This is a genomic window from Paenibacillus sp. FSL H7-0690 (assembly GCF_037980415.1).
Lineage (GTDB): Bacteria > Bacillota > Bacilli > Paenibacillales > Paenibacillaceae > Paenibacillus_AQ > Paenibacillus_AQ odorifer.
In genome coordinates this window covers 5896270-5914898 of record NZ_CP150281.1, presented here as the reverse complement: position 1 = coordinate 5914898, position 18629 = coordinate 5896270, and the positions used below count along the sequence as shown (strand labels likewise).

The 18629-nt window shown below is 45.2% G+C and carries 10 protein-coding genes; 7 read left to right on the top strand and 3 right to left on the bottom strand.

Features of this window, described 5'->3' with window-relative positions; genetic code table 11:
• Nucleotides 1-44: 44 nt before the first annotated feature.
• Complete coding sequence (locus MHI32_RS25975; RefSeq protein ID WP_076128035.1) at nucleotides 45-2279, bottom strand: AraC family transcriptional regulator; 2235 nt, start codon at nucleotides 2277-2279, stop codon at nucleotides 45-47.
• 503 nt (nucleotides 2280-2782) lie between these two features.
• Between MHI32_RS25975 and MHI32_RS25970 the strand changes: the two genes are divergently transcribed.
• From MHI32_RS25970 to MHI32_RS25960, 3 genes are all read left to right on the top strand, one after another.
• Complete coding sequence (locus MHI32_RS25970; RefSeq protein WP_094903677.1) at nucleotides 2783-3658, top strand: ABC transporter permease subunit; 876 nt, start codon at nucleotides 2783-2785, stop codon at nucleotides 3656-3658.
• Between the two features lie 11 nt (nucleotides 3659-3669).
• On the top strand, nucleotides 3670-4563 hold the full coding sequence (locus MHI32_RS25965; RefSeq protein WP_036685379.1) for a carbohydrate ABC transporter permease: 894 nt from the start codon (nucleotides 3670-3672) through the stop codon (nucleotides 4561-4563).
• Nucleotides 4564-4631: 68 nt separating this feature from the next.
• A complete protein-coding gene (locus MHI32_RS25960; RefSeq protein ID WP_139329889.1) occupies nucleotides 4632-6242 on the top strand; it encodes an extracellular solute-binding protein in 1611 nt (536 codons plus the stop codon).
• A gap of 77 nt (nucleotides 6243-6319) precedes the next feature.
• Here the strand turns inward: MHI32_RS25960 and MHI32_RS25955 are convergent, their stop codons facing one another.
• Nucleotides 6320-7201, bottom strand: coding sequence for an AraC family transcriptional regulator (locus MHI32_RS25955; protein ID WP_076306995.1), 882 nt, complete (start codon nucleotides 7199-7201; stop codon nucleotides 6320-6322).
• Between the two features lie 159 nt (nucleotides 7202-7360).
• Between MHI32_RS25955 and MHI32_RS25950 the strand changes: the two genes are divergently transcribed.
• From MHI32_RS25950 to MHI32_RS25940, 3 genes are all read left to right on the top strand, one after another.
• Nucleotides 7361-8761, top strand: coding sequence for an MATE family efflux transporter (locus MHI32_RS25950; protein WP_076128031.1), 1401 nt, complete (start codon nucleotides 7361-7363; stop codon nucleotides 8759-8761).
• Nucleotides 8762-10090: 1329 nt separating this feature from the next.
• Nucleotides 10091-10807, top strand: coding sequence for a hypothetical protein (locus tag MHI32_RS25945; protein ID WP_339188459.1), 717 nt, complete (start codon nucleotides 10091-10093; stop codon nucleotides 10805-10807).
• Nucleotides 10808-10938: 131 nt separating this feature from the next.
• Complete coding sequence (locus MHI32_RS25940) at nucleotides 10939-11949, top strand: ketoacyl-ACP synthase III (RefSeq protein WP_076128027.1); 1011 nt, start codon at nucleotides 10939-10941, stop codon at nucleotides 11947-11949.
• 122 nt (nucleotides 11950-12071) lie between these two features.
• On the opposite strand, the gene MHI32_RS25935 is transcribed toward MHI32_RS25940, so the two are convergent.
• A complete protein-coding gene (locus MHI32_RS25935) occupies nucleotides 12072-13091 on the bottom strand; it encodes a LacI family DNA-binding transcriptional regulator (protein ID WP_339188456.1) in 1020 nt (339 codons plus the stop codon).
• Nucleotides 13092-13397: 306 nt separating this feature from the next.
• Here MHI32_RS25935 and MHI32_RS25930 point away from each other — a divergent pair, with 306 nt between their 5' ends.
• Nucleotides 13398-18593: a carbohydrate binding domain-containing protein gene (locus tag MHI32_RS25930; RefSeq protein WP_340011288.1), complete on the top strand. Its 5196-nt coding sequence runs from the start codon at nucleotides 13398-13400 to the stop codon at nucleotides 18591-18593.
• Nucleotides 18594-18629: the final 36 nt, after the last annotated feature.

Here is an 18629-nt window from a genome sequence, read left to right as displayed (position 1 = left end):
TGGCTGCTGGAGCACCTTTCTTTTTGGGGGATAGGTGATTCATGTTATGAACTGTTTTTGGTCCGTCTGAATTCTATTGGTGTAAGGCTGAAGTTGCGTTTGAACATCCGGTGGAGATAAGAACTGCTGGTGAAGCCAGTTACTTCAGCAATATCCGATACCGATAAATCACTCTCTACAAGCAGGCGGCATACTTCCTTCATCCGTACCTCCATGATGACATCCACAATAGTGGTTAGGGTCTGCTGCTTATAAAGTCTGCTGACATAGATTGGAGACATATTAAGTTCATCGGCAATTTGGTTCAGACTTAAGCAAGGGTCCATGTAAGATTGCTGAATGGTTTGGTTAATTTGCCGGATTAGATCGCTTTGCTTGGAGCTGCGCTTATCCGCTTGGAATTCCTGAATATGATCAAAAAGCTGGTAAAAAGCTGCCTCAAATTCTTCTATTGTTTCATAATGTTCAAGCGAAGGCATCACCATCATCCCTTCGGTGGGGGTAGGACTAAGCTTCTTGATGTTATCGACAATTCGTTTAATCGTTAGCGTCACCCTTGAAACAGTAAGTTCCAGCACATGATAGGGATATTGCTCCATTTCACGTACCATTTCGGAGAAGTGACTGCGGGCTTCGTCTGTTCTGCCACTTGTGAGCGCATCGACCAGCTTTTTTTCGCTGTCAGCCGGGTAGGAGTAAAGATTGTTCTGAAGCTCGCTAATTCGCTCAGCATTGATCAGGCTGCCATGACCATAAAACAGTCTATGTTTGGAAGCTTCTCTGGCCTGACTGTACAGCCGGTTTAGTACATCTGGATTATCACTGATAGGGCTGTACACTAACGACAGTCCGATTTTTAAATAATCACAACAGGCCACACGGATCTGCCGCAGCAGCACTTCAATCAGCTCGGTATCCAGATGCTCAGTGGAGGTCATGCTGCTAAGCAACATGACCACACTATCGTCATTCATATCTACAGTTTCCACCTGATAAGTCTGTCCACAGATCTCTGAGGCAATATTCATGATGGCAAACTTGTACGGAAGGAGATAAGAGCCTCGTTCCTTTCGCAGAGCTTCGTACTCATCAATGCGTAGTAATACTAGCCGGTAGCCCTCGTTTAAATTAAAAGAAATACCCAGCTGTTGAACATCATTTTGCCGGCTGTTATGAGGAGATTTAATGCCAAGCACCAGATTGCGTAATGAGTTCTGCCTGATCGTAAACATACTGTTGCGTTTATCTGCCTCAAGGGTGTTCATTCGGCTTACGATCGAATCAATCGGCAGATAAAGCCGTTTGGACAGTACCCTAGAAATAACAAGACCGAACAATAAAATAATTAAAGAAATCAGAAGCGTAGTATTGCGGATATGATTGGTCTGTTCAGTAATTACCTCATAAGGAGTAATGCGCACATATTGCCAGCCAAGCGAATCGGGCGAAGTATAGGACACCAGTGATTTATTCCCTCTAAAAGGGGCAGTAAAATAGCCGGCAGAACGTGCTTTTACTTGATGCTCCAGCCAACTGTTTTCATCCCCGGAGAGCTTCTCCAATGTCAGCTTATTCCCCGACAGAAAACGGCCTTGGTCATCCAAAATGTAGGTACTGCCACTACCGGGTGTATTGCCGTTAGCCAGTTCTTTATTGATCCAAGCCGCGGATATGTTAACAATAACCGCAGAGTTAATAGAGCGGTCCCAATTGATCGCATCATAGCAAAGGTAAGTATAGACTGAGATGGTTTTTTTCTCAGGTTCATCTATGGAATAGGTTCGCGGAATCGGCGTAAATGTTTTGTAATCCTGATAATGATTCAGCATCTGAATAATTTCAGTGTCCACCAGTTCGCGGGTGGTGAATACGCCATTCTGGCCCTGTGCTGCCGAAATATAAACCGTGTCATTATTCGGATTATATACATAGATGGATTCAATATAAGGCATGGAATTTAAGTAGTTTCCGAGATCGGACATCGCCGCGGTTACCTCATAAATAGAGGGCTTGTTGTAGAACAACAGATGAGAAATCGTGCTGGTTCGATACAGTTGAAATGAAAGCGTTTGCGCGACTTCAGCCATGTTGACCACTTTTTTGCCAGTCTGGGTCAGATCCCTTAGATCGGAGCGAAAGGTTTGCGTCTTCTCGACGCCGATATAGTACGTATAGTAAACAAAAGTAGAGATAAGAAGGGTTAACGATATGCACAGGGTTATGGTGGTGAGCAGCTTGCCATACAGTAGTCTTTTTCTCCGTAGATCATTATTCTTCATACCGTCCCCCCTGATCATCATATGACTTACTCGGACAAGACTCTGGATGAATTCATATTATGAAGTTCCTTTATTATAAGTCCCCAAGAGTGAACAGAACAGTGGAGCAACCTTAGAATCCTGCATTTTTCCAATCTGAAGGGAGTGAACAAATTAAATATTCGTGTACAAAACAGTCTTTTCTACAAGGATTATAAGGAGTTAGCGAAGCTTGAGAAGCTCAGTGGGTCTCCGAAGACTTTTACATAAACATCCTGATTGTTCAGTTCCTGTTTCGCCAGTTTGTGCAGTAAGGCTTGTAAGCTTCACTTCTGTGTTCAGAAGAATCCCCCTATAGTGGAATTATGCAGTTTCTATATTAAGGGGAGTGAGAGATCTTGAGCCAAACCTCATCCAAAGGAATTTCAAACGTCGAACTTGGCATCCAGGCTGATGGTAGAGCACGCTTACGAACGACAAGAAAGAAGAAAGGATTGTTGTATGAGCTGGTGCACAATCGGGTAATGTTTCTGATGCTGCTGCCCACCTTGATCTTTTTTCTGGTGAATTCCTATTTTCCAATGGTAGGCATCTATTATGCGTTCACTCAATTCGACTTCAACAGCAGCATGTTCAACTCCAAGTTTGTGGGATTACAGAATTTCGAGTTCCTCTGGAGATCCGGTACGCTGGTGAAGCTCACGATGAACACGATAGGATACAATATTGCTTTTATTGTACTAGGGAATGTGCTGGCAATTGTCTGTGCGATCCTGCTGAGTGAGCTCAATGGAAAATGGTTTAAAAAGATTAGCCAATCGGTAATGTTTCTGCCTTACTTTGTATCCTTTGTAATTCTCAGCGTAATTGTCTACAACTTGTTTAATTATGACAGCGGTTTCTTAAATACAATGCTTACCCAATTTGGCCTTGATCCGGTCGACGTTTACAGTAAACCTTGGGCATGGATCTTTCTGATCATTATCTTTTATCTATGGAAAAATCTTGGCTACAGCATGGTGATTTATCTGGCGGCGATTACGGGGATTAGTGACGAATATTATGAAGCGGCCAAAATTGATGGCGCTAATATTTTCCAACGGATTTGGTATATAACGGTGCCGATGCTGAAATCAACCTTTGTGGTGCTGCTGCTCTTTGCGCTCGGGAGTATTATGAAGGGCCAATTCGATCTTTTCTATCAATTAATAGGCAATAACGGGCTGCTCTACAATACGACGGATATCCTTGATACCTATGTATACCGTTCGCTTAAAGTAACCTTTGATGTGGGCATGGCAACGGCTGCCGGGGTCTATCAATCCTTGTTCGGCTTCGTCCTCATTATGACGGTCAACTACATTATCCGCAAAATAAACGATGACTACGCCCTGTTCTAGGAGGATAAGAAATGAAAATTCAAAAGGATAAATATACGCGAATGCTTCATTGGATTGCCTATGTGGTCATTATTGGCTTATCGATCGCTTGCCTGCTGCCCTTTTTGCTAATTATCTCTGCATCTTTGACCAGCAATGAGTCCATTATTCGCGATGGCTATCATCTGATTCCGGCACAGTTCTCACTGGAGGGCTACAAGACGGTATTCATCTTCCCGGATGAGGTGCTGCGGGCATATGCGGTCACAGTCAGCACAACTGCTATTGGAACGGTAATGGGACTTTTTTTCATGACTATGGCGGGTTATGTACTGGCGCGTAAAGATTTTAAATATCGAAATAGCTTTTCCTTCTATATATACTTTACGACTTTGTTTGGGGGAGGACTTGTCCCGTGGTACATCATGATTACGAAATACCTCGGTCTGCTGGATTCCTATGCGGTACTGGTGCTTCCAGGTCTGATGACGCCATTTTTGATCATTTTAATGAAAAACTTCATCAAATCAGCAGTTCCTGAGGAATTGTTCGATTCTGGCAAAATAGACGGGGCCGGTGATTTCCGGATTTACTGGCAGATTGTACTCAAGCTTTCCATGCCGGGCATCGCTACAGTCGGTTTGTTTCTGGCTTTGTATTACTGGAATGACTGGTTCACCTCTTCACTGTTCATCAATGATACGCATAAATATCAGCTGCAATTCTATCTGTACAATGTTATTAATTCAGCACAGTTTATCGCACAGATGGGGGCGGGAACCGGGGTGTCACTGGCTACGGAGGTCCCTGCTGAGTCTACCAAAATGGCGATGGCAATTGTCGTGACGGGACCTATTCTTTTTCTGTACCCGTTCGTTCAGCGTTATTTTGTCAAAGGCCTGACCATCGGCGCTGTAAAAGGTTAGAACCGCAACCTGCCCACTACCGGGTTAAGGTACAGTCGGCTAACATAGAAGCATAGTGAAAAGGGAGGATTCAGATGAATAAACAACGGGGCAAACGCATGTCTATTCTGCTTACGTCAGTACTGGGCTTGACGCTGCTGGCAGGCTGCGGGGGGAATTCTAATTCTGCAAACGGAGACAATGCGGCGGTAAAAGAGAGTAATAGCGGAGGAAACACAGCACAAAGTACGAACGCAGGGACGGAGGAGAAGACCGGACTGGACACTTCCAAAAAGGTCGAGCTGCAATTCTATATGCTAGGCGATGCGCCGAAGGACCTCTCAAGCATTGAAGCGGAAATTAACAAAATGGCCGAAGAGGATCTGAATGCAACCGTTAAATTCAACTATACAACCTGGACAGATTGGGATCAGAAATATAAGCTGCTGCTGTCGTCGGGTCAATCAATCGATCTGATCTTCACTGCGGACTGGACACAATATCAGGCTTATGCGAAAAAGGGAGCTTTTTTAGCTATTGATGATCTGCTGCCTAAAGCTGCCCCAGAACTCCAGCAATTCGTACCACAGGAAATGTGGGATGCTGTGAAGATTGATGGCAAGATTTACACCGTTCCAGCGACTTATAAGGAGTATGTAACGAACGGCTTCGTATGGCGTGAGGATCTGCGCAAGAAATACAATCTGCCTCAGCCGACAGATCTGGCTAGCTATGAAGCATACATGGAAGGAATCAAGAAAAATGAACCGCAGATGTCACCTGCTTCTTTTAACAGTGATGTAAGAGGTAACATTCATGATGTATATTCAACACTTACCGCACAGGTCGGCAGTCCCCTGCCTTATGGTATTGGTATTAAGTACGATGATCCTTCAAAAGCTTATCTGTATTGGGGCTCGGAGGAACATAAAGAAGAGCTGCTGACGATGAGACGCTGGCAGGAAAACGGATTGATTTCCAAAAACGTCCTGAACTTGAAGGATACCATCCAGGCTCCGATTATCGCGGGCAAGGCAGCAAGCATCTTCGGAGATAATCCGACTCGCTTCAACGATACGTTGATGAAGGTGAAAGCAGCACATCCGGATTGGGATCTAGGTTACTATCCTTATGGCAATACCATTGGTTATGCAACACCAGTTCATCCTATTCATAATGGTTTCGCCATTCCGAAGAGCAGCAAGAACCCTGAACGTGCACTGGCCTTCTATGAAAAAATGGTCATGGATAAACGTTATAATCAGCTGACACAATACGGTGTGGAAGGAAAGAACTATAAAATTGATGCGAACGGCTACTATGAACTTATTGGAGATGCTTCAACGAACGGTTTTACACGCGAGGGAATGAATGGCTGGGCCTGGCGGAATCCGGAGTTCATGCTATTTGATAAATCCTATGATGGCGTGAAGGAAATTTTCGCTGAGCTCGACAAAATTCAGAAGCCGGATATTTTCACCGGTTTTGCTGAGGATTATACCTCTTATCAGGCGGAAAAAGCAGCACTAGAGCAGGTGGAAAAGCAATACCTGTATCCATTGCAAGCTGGATTAGTAGAGGATGTTGATGCGGGTTTAGCCACCTTTATGGAAAAGGCTAAGCAAGCCGGCCTTGAAAAAATCCAGACCGAATATATCAAGCAATGGGATGCTTATGTGCAGGAGAAGGGTTTGAAATAATAAAAGTAGCAAGGGATGTTCCTTAAGCCTAATGGCAGGGAGCATCCCTTTTTTTGTGTTCTTTAACGTACTCAGATTTACGAGAAACGTTGACGGAATTCCCGTGGAGTGGTTCCTTCTATTCGAATAAAGCTGGAGCTGAAGTAAGGCGCCTGATTGAAGCCAACTTCCTCGGCTATACGGGCAATTGTGTAGCTGGTCTGCATCAGCAAAAGTTTACTTTGCTGAATCCGATAATGCAGCAGATATTCCATCGGCGCACAGCCGTATTCCTTCTTCATGCAACGAGCGATATATACAGGGTGAAAGCTTAGACTTTCCCCGAGCTGCTGCGCAGTGATATGCTCACGAAAATGGCTGCGTAAATAGGAGGCCGCTTGCTCTGCACATATTTTGGAGGGCGAGGGGCGCTCATGGCTGAGGGAGGCGGATAACTGCTGTATAACCTCCTGAAACAACAGCTGCTGCTGAAATGGAGTATCGCTTAAATGGGAATTAGGCACAAGCTGATTTAGCTGCGAGAGCAGCTCTTCCATCTTGGACGGCTGCAGCAGAGTTGTATATTGAGGCAAGCGTAAGCTAAACGGCCGGATATCAAATTCGTCAGATTGCAGGGAGTTCTCTATTTTGACGTTGTCTTTCTCAAGCCTAGCAGTCGTATCCTCGGTCATATTCCAGTCGCCCACCGTTTGAAAATGCAGCCAATAATAAGAGGTGGATTCCTTGCAGCTGTCCGTACTGAAATGATGGCTGTCTGGACGAAGTAAGAGCGCCTGACCTGCTTTTACTTGAAAAGGGAGACCGCCTTCACTCATATATAAACAGCCTTGTTTAACTACAAGCAAATCGAACACCCGGGTATTATGGCGGCTCATATGATAATGGCCGGGGGAGAAAGTATGGAATCCGCTTACAATGTAGTACAGCAACGGAGGAACGGTGAAGTTCAAGATGTTCATGTCAGAAGCTCCTTTTAGTGAGGTTGGAATAATGTAATAATTGGTTTGAAATCTGTACCATCATCCAAAGTATATCATCTATAATTTAGTCTGACCTAATGAATAAAGATGTTATTTTTTAGGCTAAGTCTGTAGGTATGGTTTACGAGGAGGGTTTGTATAGTGAAAAAAGAAAGACAGGGTTTTGGGCTCTGGGTATTGGCTTGGCCTATATTTATAGAGGTATTTCTACAGACTCTGCTGGGTACGGTAGATACATTAATGGTCAGCCGTATCTCTGATGATGCAGTCGCCGTAGTCGGCATTTCCAATCAATTGTTCGGTGCATTGACCACACTTTTTACAACATTTGCGGGTGGAGCGGGGATTCTGATCGCACAGAGAATGGGCTCCAAACGTTTTGGTGAAGCGCGCACGATTGCTATAATGGGGGTAACGGTTAGCCTCGTGTTGGGGATTGTCGTGAGTATTGTATTGTTTTTCTATGCGGGCCCTATTGGTGGGGTTCTAAATATAGCACCTGAGCTATTGTCACTTTCCAATGTCTATATCTCCTACGTCGGCGGTGGACTTTTTATGGTAGGGATGATCGCTTCCCTCGGTACCGCTATCCGGAACACAGGGAATACCAAAGGGCCGATGTACACAGGGATTATAATCAATGTCATCCATATAATTCTGAACTATATTTTTATATTTGGTGTATTCGGTCTGCCACAGCTAGGCCTTGCGGGCATCGCGATCTCCAGTATTGTCAGTAGACTGGTCGGAGTGATTATTCTCTACTCCTTATTCCGGCGTTCTTTCGAGATCAAGGTTAGACTTAGAGATTTCCGGATATTCAATGGCAAGCTGTTTAAGCAAATTCTGAAGATTGCCTGGCCGCTCGGGATCAATTCTTCCTGTTGGGTATTCTCCCAGCTTATTGTGTATTCCTTTCTGGCTGCACTTGGAGCCGAAGCGTTAGCAGCACGCACGTATCTTAACACCCTGGAGTCCTTTTGCTTCACGCTTGGTTATGCTTTTGCGCTGGCGGGGCAGATACAGATTGCTCATTTATTCGGAGCAGGCAAACTAAAAGAAGCTTATCGCAGTGCGTATCGTACACTCTTTATTGGTTTGAGCATTGTGTCAGCTAACATGTTGTTATTATTCTTGTTCGGAAAACAGCTGCTCGGTTATTTCACATCTGATCCGAAAATTATTGCGATCGGGGTTTCTTTGTTAGCTCTAAATCTATTGCTTCAGCCCTCCAAAATGCTGAATATGGCCCTCGGCAACGCGCTGAATGCCATCGGGGATACGCGTTATACGATGTATACTTCCATCGTGTCTATGTCCCTCATTGGCGTGGGCTGCTCCTATTGGTTAGGAATCAGCGTCGGCTGGGGACTCATAGGTATCTATTGTTGTATGATAGCCGACGAATTGGTGAGAGGTTTGCTTGTTTTGGCGCGCTGGAGGGGGCGAAAGGTTCTCCGCCAAGCGGATATCGGCTTGAGTGAAGAGAATGCTTCACTACATGGAGCGGGGAAAAGAAGCGCCTCGTTAACCACATAAGCGGGACTCTATAAGCCCAGCTTGATGGGCAATGGAGTGGTTTTAGAGTCAGATGTTGTTTGTGGAGTAGTGTTTTTGTTTCGGCAGTAGGGTGGTAGTAGTGCTGCAGTAGTGCGATAGTAGGCCATTGCGGGAGGCGGTAGTAAGGCGGTTGCGGGAGGCGGTAGTAAGGCGGTTGCGGGAGGCGCGGTAGTTAGGGCGGTTGCGGGCAGGCGGTAGGTAGGGCGGTTGCGGGAGGGATGACGTTGTGCTTTCGGACTCAGCTGCAGTTATTTGCTAATTTAGAGCCTTTTCCGGTTAGTTTCGGACTGGAGGGGCGCTATTCCTCGTGAAATGGCTAATGTAGGGGTAATTTTGCGGCAATAGTGACACTGGAGTCCGATAGCTTATGAAAAGAGACGTTTGTGCGGAAATAACGGCTCTGGAGTCCGAAAGCGGCTTTGAAAGCCCAAGTAACACCGTGCACCCAAGCGACAACGAGCACTTCAAGTAACATTAAGCATCCCGAGTAGCGTCGAGCACTTCAAGTAACTTTGATCATCCCGAGTAGCGTCGAGCACTCCAAGTAACATTAAGCATCCCGAGTAACGTCGAGCACTTCAAGTAACTTTGATCATCCCGAGTAACGTCGAGCAGTTCAAGTAACTTTGATCATCCCGAGTAACGTCGAGCACTCCAAGTAACATTAAGCATCCCGAGTAACATCGAGCACTTCAAGTAACATAGATCAACTCTGTGGCTTAAAAATTGATTAGTTTAGGGGCAGTAGGGCGGTTGCGGGAGGTCTGGCGTTGTGCTTTCGGACTCAACTGCCGCTATTTGCTAATTTAGAGCCTTTTCCGGTTAGTTTCGGACTGGAGGGGCGCTATTCCTCGTGAAATGGCTCATAATGGGGTGATTTTGCGGCAATAGTGACTCTGGAGTCCGATAGCTTATGAAAAGAGACGTTTGTGCGGAAATAACGGCTCTGGAGTCCGAAAGCGACTTTGAAAGCCCAAGTAACACCGTGCACCCAAGCGACAACTAGCACTTCGAGTAACATTAAGCATCCAGAGTAACGTCGAGCACTTCAAGTAACACCGTGCACCCAAGCGACAACGAGCACTCCAAGTAACATCAAATTTGCTGATGCTTTTTTGAAAGAGGTTACCTCATGAGTAATTACTTCTGTGAGGGCCTCTTTTTTATGCGCGTATAAAGTTTAAGTTTGACGGTCCTCAAATTTGATTATTCATTCATATAGAGTTTGATTCTATGATATAAATGAGGTAGCCTTTATAGAATGGGTAGCCGTTATATAAATACATGTCAGTGAAGGGTTTGAGGGAAATGTTGTTGTCAAAATGGAGAGGGTTTTCGTTACTAGGGCTGCTCTTAATGCTTGTACTATTATCAGGCTGTTCTAAAGGAACAGCGCATGTCACAGTGAATAAGAATGGAAGCGTAGATTTTGCAGTGAATATGAAAGTGAATTCGCGGGCAGAAGCGTTGATTAGCGGAAAAATGGAAGATGCTCTGGTAAACAAACTTAAAGATCAGGGGATTGAGCTAGAGAAAAGCCAAGATGGAAAATCTACAGTCTATGAATTCATGAAATCTTATGCCTCTTTTGAGGAAATGAAAGCACTCTCTGGTGACTTGGATATTGTGGACCTGAAATTAGATACCAAAGATTATTGGTTTTATACCAAATATGATGTTGAGGCGAAGCCTAAATTAAATAGTTACATAGACACCATAATGGATAATATGGGATCGCTCAGCTTATCGAAGCCGATTATTCGGGCGTTTTTGCAAAACATGGCTTTTGACTTTAAATTAACGTTACCTGTGGATTTATATGGAGACAATAATGCAAATGTGGAGGACGGCAGAACCCTTACTTGGAATGTTACACTAGCGGATACAGAGCCAATTCAAATGCAGGTTTATGTGCCTAATGTATGGAATATCGTGATTGTGCTTATCATTTTAGTGGTGGTTATTGTAACTGCGATTATATTGTTTATCAGAAAAAGAAAGCAGCGTAATAGAAAACGGTTCTAAGTGGGTTCGTAAGGTTTCGGAAGTGCCGGGAAGCTAGGATGCTTTACCGGCCTTCTTTACTTTTTAGCAGGCACAGAGTTATAATTAGTACCAAGTACTAATATCAGATACTAATTGAAGAGGTGATTGGAATGACAGGTGCAAAAATTACCGCTATCGGAACCTATGTCCCAGCTAAAAGACTGACTAATGCCGATCTGGAACAGATCGTAGATACAAATAATGAATGGATTGTGCAACGGACCGGAATCCGTGAGCGTCGAATTAGTCGGCAGGATGAGTATACAAGTGATTTATGTGCAGCAGCTGTGCAGGATCTTATGACTCGTTATGGAAAAAGCGTTCAGGATGTCGATATGGTCCTGGTAGCTACGAGCACACCTGACTTTTCCTTTCCCTCAGTAGCTTCTTTGATTCAAAATCGTTTTAACATTCCACAGACTGCGGGTGCTATGGATTTGAGCGCAGCATGCGCGGGTTTTGTCTATGCACTGCATACTGCTCACAGTTATGTGGCTTCAGGAATGCATCGTAAGGTCCTGGTTATTGGTGCGGATACGATCTCCAAGATTACGGATTATACTGACCGCAGTACATGTATTCTTTTTGGGGACGGAGCGGGAGCTGTACTTGTGGAAAGTGATGAGCAGTCGACGGGATTTTTGGGCTTCCAGCTGGCAAGTGATGGCGGTGGGGCACATCATGTGTACCGTACGGGGCTTGCCCATACTGTAAACAATATTGAGCTGGTAGATACACAAATGCTGGTACAGAACGGACGTGAAGTGTTTCGCTGGGCGGTCAGAACGGTTCCTTTAGGTGTGCAACAGCTGCTTGAAAAAGCGGAGGTAACTCTGGAGGAAGTAGACTGGTTTATTCCACACAGCGCTAATATGCGCATGATTGAGCCAATTTGTGAGCGATTAAATTATCCGCTGGAGCAGGTGCTGCACAGTCTTGTGAATTTCGGCAATACTTCTGCTGCCACGATTCCTTTAGCACTCGATTTGGGCATCCGCGAGGGTAAAGTACAAAATGGACAAAAGATCCTGATGTATGGTTTTGGTGCCGGATTGACCCAGGCGGGGCAATTGATTGAGTTGAATTTGGATCATCAGGTAGGGATACCTACTCCATATTAAGAGGTGGAATTTGGCGAGTTGATGTCCAATGAATGTTTATAACGAAACGTTTCGGTTAATCAAAAAAAGACAACGCCGTTTGCGGAAACCCGCTTACCTTGGCTGTTGTCTTTTTTTTTTGATTACTGAGTATTTAATTGACTGCCACAGGATTCACGTACAATAAGCACAGGCTCCACTACAAACGATCCACCGCCAGACTGATTGTTAATCAAGTCATAGAGCATATGAGCAGCGAGGATGCCAAGCCGTTCTTTGTTCTGGCGGATGGTCGACAGTTTTGGACTGGTATATTTACAGGCTTCAATGTCGTCACAACCGATAATTGCAATATCTTCAGGAACGCTGAGGCCGTGTTCTTTCAAAGCCCGGATGGCTCCCAGAGCCAGCAAGTCAGAAGCCGCAAAAATGGCTTTTGGTAAATTTCCGGCTTGAATTAATTGCTGCATAGCCGTATAACCGCTGGGCTCAAAGAAATCGTCGCCATGAACAAACCATTGACGGTTCAAAGTGAGGCCGAAGCTTTCAATAGCTTTGACATATCCAGATTCCCGCAAGTTAGAAATATCTGAATCCGCTGCACTTCCGATAAATCCAAGCTCTCTATAGCCAAGTAGATAAAAATGCTCCACGACCTTGGAAGAAACCTGAAAGTTATCTGACATCACAAAGCCAGATTTTTTGCCCTTTAGCTCAAGGTCGACCCCGATACAAGGAATACTGCTCATATCCAGATCGCGGATGGTAGGCTCCATCTTTTGCCCGGAAATAATGACACATCCATCCACATTAAAATGAACAGATCGAGCGAAATAATCGCCGCTGCTGATGAATTTCTCGTTGGAAAAGAAAATGAGATCGTAGCCCAGAACGCCCATCTGCTTTTTAAAGGAATTTAGCACTTCTACGAAAAAGGGATGGGTAAATTCGACATTAAGCTCGCCAGCAAAAATAACCCCGATCAGATTCGACTTCTTAGTTGCGAGTGTCTTGGCGGAGTTGGAAGGTGAATATCCGGTTTGTTCGATGATCTCCAAAACTCTTTGCTTGGTTTTTTCGGAAACATCGTTGTAATTGTTCATAATTTTCGAAACAGTCGAGACAGACACGCCGGCCATTTCGGCAATCATTTTGATATTCATAGTTAATAAAGCCACCCTCCGCTAAATAGTTGAAATTTGAGAAAAAGACTGTTCTAGAGCGGTTATTTGCGAGTTATTATGAATAGGGTGAATGAAAATTCAATTATTTTCAGTCTATTATTATTGCCGAAACAAGTCAAATATATATTTCACTATGCAGATTTATTCCAAAATAATCTATGTAAAAAAATTCAAAATTACATCTTTACAAAAATAGAAAACTAAGCAACAATAGCATTGTCGAAACCGATTTCGATTTTTCGCTTGAATTACGAATATTACGAAATTCGAGGAGTGATGTTTAGGATGAAAAGGAATTTCACAGCAGCGCTTGCTGCTATGCTCCTTGTCACCGGGCTGCTATCACCGGTTGGGAGCATGAATGCTTCAGCGGCAGAGGCGTTAAAGGAAAACTCACCTGATTCAGCGGCAACGAAAGTGGAAAATGAACCAATCAATGGATTGAAAGCGTTTACCGATGTATCTCCAAGTCATTGGGCCGCAGGCCCATTACAGCGTTGGAGCGCAAATGGGATCATAAGCGGATATGACGACGGGTCGTTTCGTCCGGGTAAGGAAGTCACGAAGGCAGAATTCGCAGCTATTATGAATCGTATATTTAATTATCAGGAGCAATCGGATAAGGTTCCCGCTGATGTCCAGGCTACAGACTGGTATAAAAATGATATAGCCAAAGGGATTGCAGCTGGATATTTAAGCAGTGATCAGAAGAACAATATTTATCCTTCAAAAGCACTTTCGCGCGCTGAGGCGGCGTTAGCATTGGAGAAAGTGTTTCGTTTCAATGCAGACAAAAGCAGTACAGCAGCATTCACCGATCTGAACGGAGTCAGCGATGAAACCGCAAAAGCAATAGCTGTTCTATCGAGTGCAGGTTATGTAAAAGGATATCCTGGAGGTTTGTTTAAGCCAGATGGTGGGATCACCCGTGCAGAGTTAGCTCAGTTGGCTGATCGAATGGTTTCGGGACTCCTCCTGAAATCAGGAGAGACTTCACTAGGAACAGTAAAGGGCAATGTAGTCATTAATCGGGCTGATGTGATTCTTAAAGACACGGTCATCCAAGGTAATCTTTATCTAACCGAGGGGATAGCTGACGGGAATGCAAAGCTTGAAGGTGTAAAGGTAACTGGGACTACTTTTGTACGGGGAGGCGGCGAGCAAAGTATCGGCTTACACCATACTTCTCTTGGACTGCTTCAAGTAGCCAAGCCTAATGGTAAGGTTCGGATTTATGCCAGCGGGTCAACAGCTGTGGGTACAGTGCGGCTGCTATCTGGGGCAATCTTGGAAGAAACCAGCGATCTTACCGGGGCAGGGTTTGGGGATGTTGAGATGGATGTCGTTCCTCACAATATTTCGCTTCGCGGAAAATTTGGAGCGGTTCGTTCGGCAGACTCAGCAGTCAGCGGTTCTTTGTTAAGAATCCTTGGAACTGTCGGCAGCCTTACTCTGGGAAGTCCGACCCAATTAACATTGGAGAACAATTCACAAGTGGCGGCACTAATCCTATCTGCGAGCGCTGGAGGTACAGCAATTCAAGGCAGCGGAAGCGTAACCACAATAGATAACAAAGCCGATGGAGTAACGATTGGCGGTGTAGCATTAAAAAAAGGAAACACTGGCAAAACAACATTGCCAATAGCAAGCTCAGCGCCAAGCAGTTCGGGGAATGTAGGTCCAATATCGACACCAAACTCCACACCTGAAGCAACGGCGACACCTACGGCAACTGCTACGCCAATCGAAACACCAACACCAACCGAAACACCAACACCAACAGCCACACCGACACCAACAGCCACACCAACACCAACACCAACCGAAACACCGACACCAACAGCCACACCGACACCAACAGCCACACCAACACCAACACCAACACCAACACCAACACCAACACCAACACCAACACCAACCGAAACACCGACACCAACAGCCACACCGACACCAACAGCCACACCAACACCAACACCAACCGAAACACCGACCACTGATCCGTGGACACTGGTGTGGGGGGATGAGTTTGATGATGGAGAGATTGATGCTACAAAGTGGACCTATGACCTTGGAGATGGTTCGCAATACAACAATCCAGGTTGGGGAAACAATGAGAAGCAGTGGTATACCAACGATGAGAAGAATGTAAAGGAACAGGACGGTAACCTGATCATTACGGCCCACAAAGAAGAAAAAGCTGGCAAACAATATACTTCTACACGGATTAAGACTAAAGGGTTGTTTAGTAAGAAATATGGGAAATTTGAAATTCGGGCCAAAGCACCTACTGGAAAAGGGTACTGGCCGGCGATCTGGATGCTGCCGGAGAACGATGTGTACGGGACTTGGGCTGCTTCCGGTGAGCTTGATATTATGGAAGGCTGGGGCAGTCGTCCAGACACGGTAGCGGGGACGATTCATTACGGCGGTATGGCGCCGAACAATGTATACTCCGGCAAAGAGTATGTATTTCCGGACAACGCTACGATTGAGCAGTTCCATACGTACTCTATTGAGTGGGAGCCGGGCGAAATTCGCTGGTATGTGGATGGTGAATTATATTCGACCAAAAATGACTGGTACAGCATCAGCAATGGGCAGCCTGCCAATAATGTGTATCCAGCGCCGTTTAATCAGAAGTTCCATTTGCTGATGAATCTGGCCGTAGGCGGTAACTTTGATGGTGATCCGACTAGCGAAACCGTATTTCCAAAATCGATGGAGATTGATTACGTTAGAGTCTACGAGCTGACAGGTCGTGAGTACCGCGAGCCTATTCCAGTTACACTGGAGAAGGAAGCCTATCCGGAAGGCTCCAAGCTTGCATTGGCAGACGGCAACATGGTCTATAACAACAATTATTCGGAGCAGGCGCCGGGGGATGACGGTATGGGAATCCCGAATACCGCACATTGGGCACTTTATAAAGAAGCAGGGGCTGAAGCTACGGTTTCTACCGTTCCTATTGGGGAGCGCAATTATGTGAAGGTAGATATCAGCAGTGGCGGCGGCAATTTTTATTCGATTCAACCCCAAGCTATCGTATCTATAGCTAAAGGCAGGTTCTATAAACTCAGCTTCGATGCCAAAACCGATATGTCCCGCAGTATGAGCGTCCGGTTAACAGGTGGAGAATCTCGTGGATTTGCAGCGTATTCTCCATCGCTTAAGGTAGATCTAACTTCAGCGATGACGCATTACGAGACGATGTTTCAAATGAAGGAAAACTCAGATATTGCTGCACGCGTCGAGTTCAACGTGGGTACCAATACTTCACCGGTATGGTTTGGTAATGTCAGATTAGAAGAGATTGAGAATATTCAATTCCCTCATGATAGTGTGAAGGAACCGCTGGCCAACGGTAATCATCTGTACAATGGTACTTTCGATATTGGGGAACCCAATCGGATGAGTTATTGGCATACGGAAGCAGCTGGTGGTGCAACGGTAGAATCAAGCGTTAATGACAATGGCCAGTTAAAGCTACAGATTGGCGGCAGTGAAAATGGTGAGGTTCGGTTACTTCAGAAGGGAATTCAGCTCATTCAAGGGCAGGACTACGAGGTTACCTTCAATGCTTCAGTCTCCTCTGCACGCACAGGAACGGTCCAACTACTAGGAAAAGACGGCAGTGTACAGGCAGAACAACCGGTTAGCTTAAGCGAAGGTGAGCAAAAAATTAAAGCCACCTTTATTAATCTTAGAGGTGCAACCGATCATGAAGGACAATTCGTATTACTGTTAAACGGAGCTGTGGATACAGTCGTTCTGGATAACTTCCAGATGATACGTACTAGCTTCTATTTTGATCCATCGCTAATATATTACCCGCTCCTGAATGGTGAATTTAACTTTGGGTTTAGCGCCTGGGATCGCCTGTTGACAGAGCAGGGTGGTCAGAGCAGCGCTACGGTTGCAGATGGAGCAGCAAAATTTAGCATTACGAATACCGGCAGTCAGGCGTATTCTGTAATGTTGTTTCAGAACAACTTGAAAGCTGCTGCTGGAATGGATTATGTGGTTGAATTTGATGCCAGTTCAACCGTAATCCGCAAAATCGGGGTGAACGTAGAAAATGGTACGTATCAGGCCTCATTCAGCAATATTGTGGAGGTAACGCCGGAGACGAATCATTACAGATTCGAATTCCGGCAAGGCAGCAAGGATACATTGTCTCTTAAATTCCTGCTTGGGAAGGTTGAGGGGATTAGTATTCCTCAAAACCATGATATTATCATTGACAATGTGAAATTTGAGATCAAAAATGCACCGGCCAAACCGCAGGAGCTGCTAAGCGACAGCAGCAATAACAGAGTTTCGCAGCCGATTGAGCTTACTTTTATCGATAATGAAAATTGGCGGAATCAAATCATGGCGGTAAAGGTTAACGGTACAACACTTAATGCAGAGCAGTACACTATTGAACCGGGGAAAATCACAATTGAAGCAGCAGTATTTCCGGCAGAAGGAAGTTATACCATTACTGTTGAGGCTGAACATTATGTTACTGCAACTGTCGCGCAGACTATTCTAGCTAATGATAACAATCTAGTTATCAATGGTTCGTTTGGCAGCGATAAGACGGGCTGGACTACATGGTCCGGAGAAGGTGGCGTCTCCGCGTTTAATGTGAAGGATGGCGTAGCTGAAATTCTGATTACGTCGGCCGGATGGGAGGTGTGGCATACACAATTTTTCCAAGAGGGTATTCCACTGGAGGGCGGAAAAACGTATGAGGTGAGCTTCAAAGCGAAATCAACGGTTCCGCGCCAAATTGTGTTAGAATACTCCAATACTTCAGCTGCTTCCGCGCAAGCTAAGTTTGATATTCATGCGGATTGGGCTACTTATACAGCACAATTTACGGTGTCGAACAGCAACCCGCTGAAGCTTAATTATCTGATCGGCAAAACGCTGGGCGCTGATCCTGCGGCTAATAGTACGCCGCATACGATTTCTTTTGACGATATTGTGGTCAGGGAGGTACAAGGGGGTCCACCAGTAATACCGCCAAGCGGTACGCTGGATAATGGAACCTTCGATGTAGATGCAACGGGCTGGAGCCAGTATTTTGACGGAATCGGATCTGCTTCTGTTCAAGAGGGGGAATTTGCTATCAACTTAACAGGTACCGGGCAAGCCCCTTATAGCGCACAGGTGGATTACGAAAATCTCAAGCTCGTTCAGGGAAAAACGTACACCTTGAAGTTTAAAGCTCGTTCTACAGTAAACCGCAATATTCAGGTAGCTGTGGAGCATAAAGGCGGGGACTACACCAAATATATGGAAGCTGAGCTTGTAGCCTTGACCCAGAATATGGACGAATACAGCTACACTTTTACAATGAATGGGGCAACAGACGCTGGTGTTCATCTGGTGTTTTTGCTAGGGCTTATAGATGGGAATAGTACGGAGACGAATAGTGAAATTAGCGCGGGCAGTACAATTTATTTGGATGATGTAAGCTTGATCGAAGGGTAAACGAAAAAAACGGCAGTGTTCTCCTTTTACAGGAGC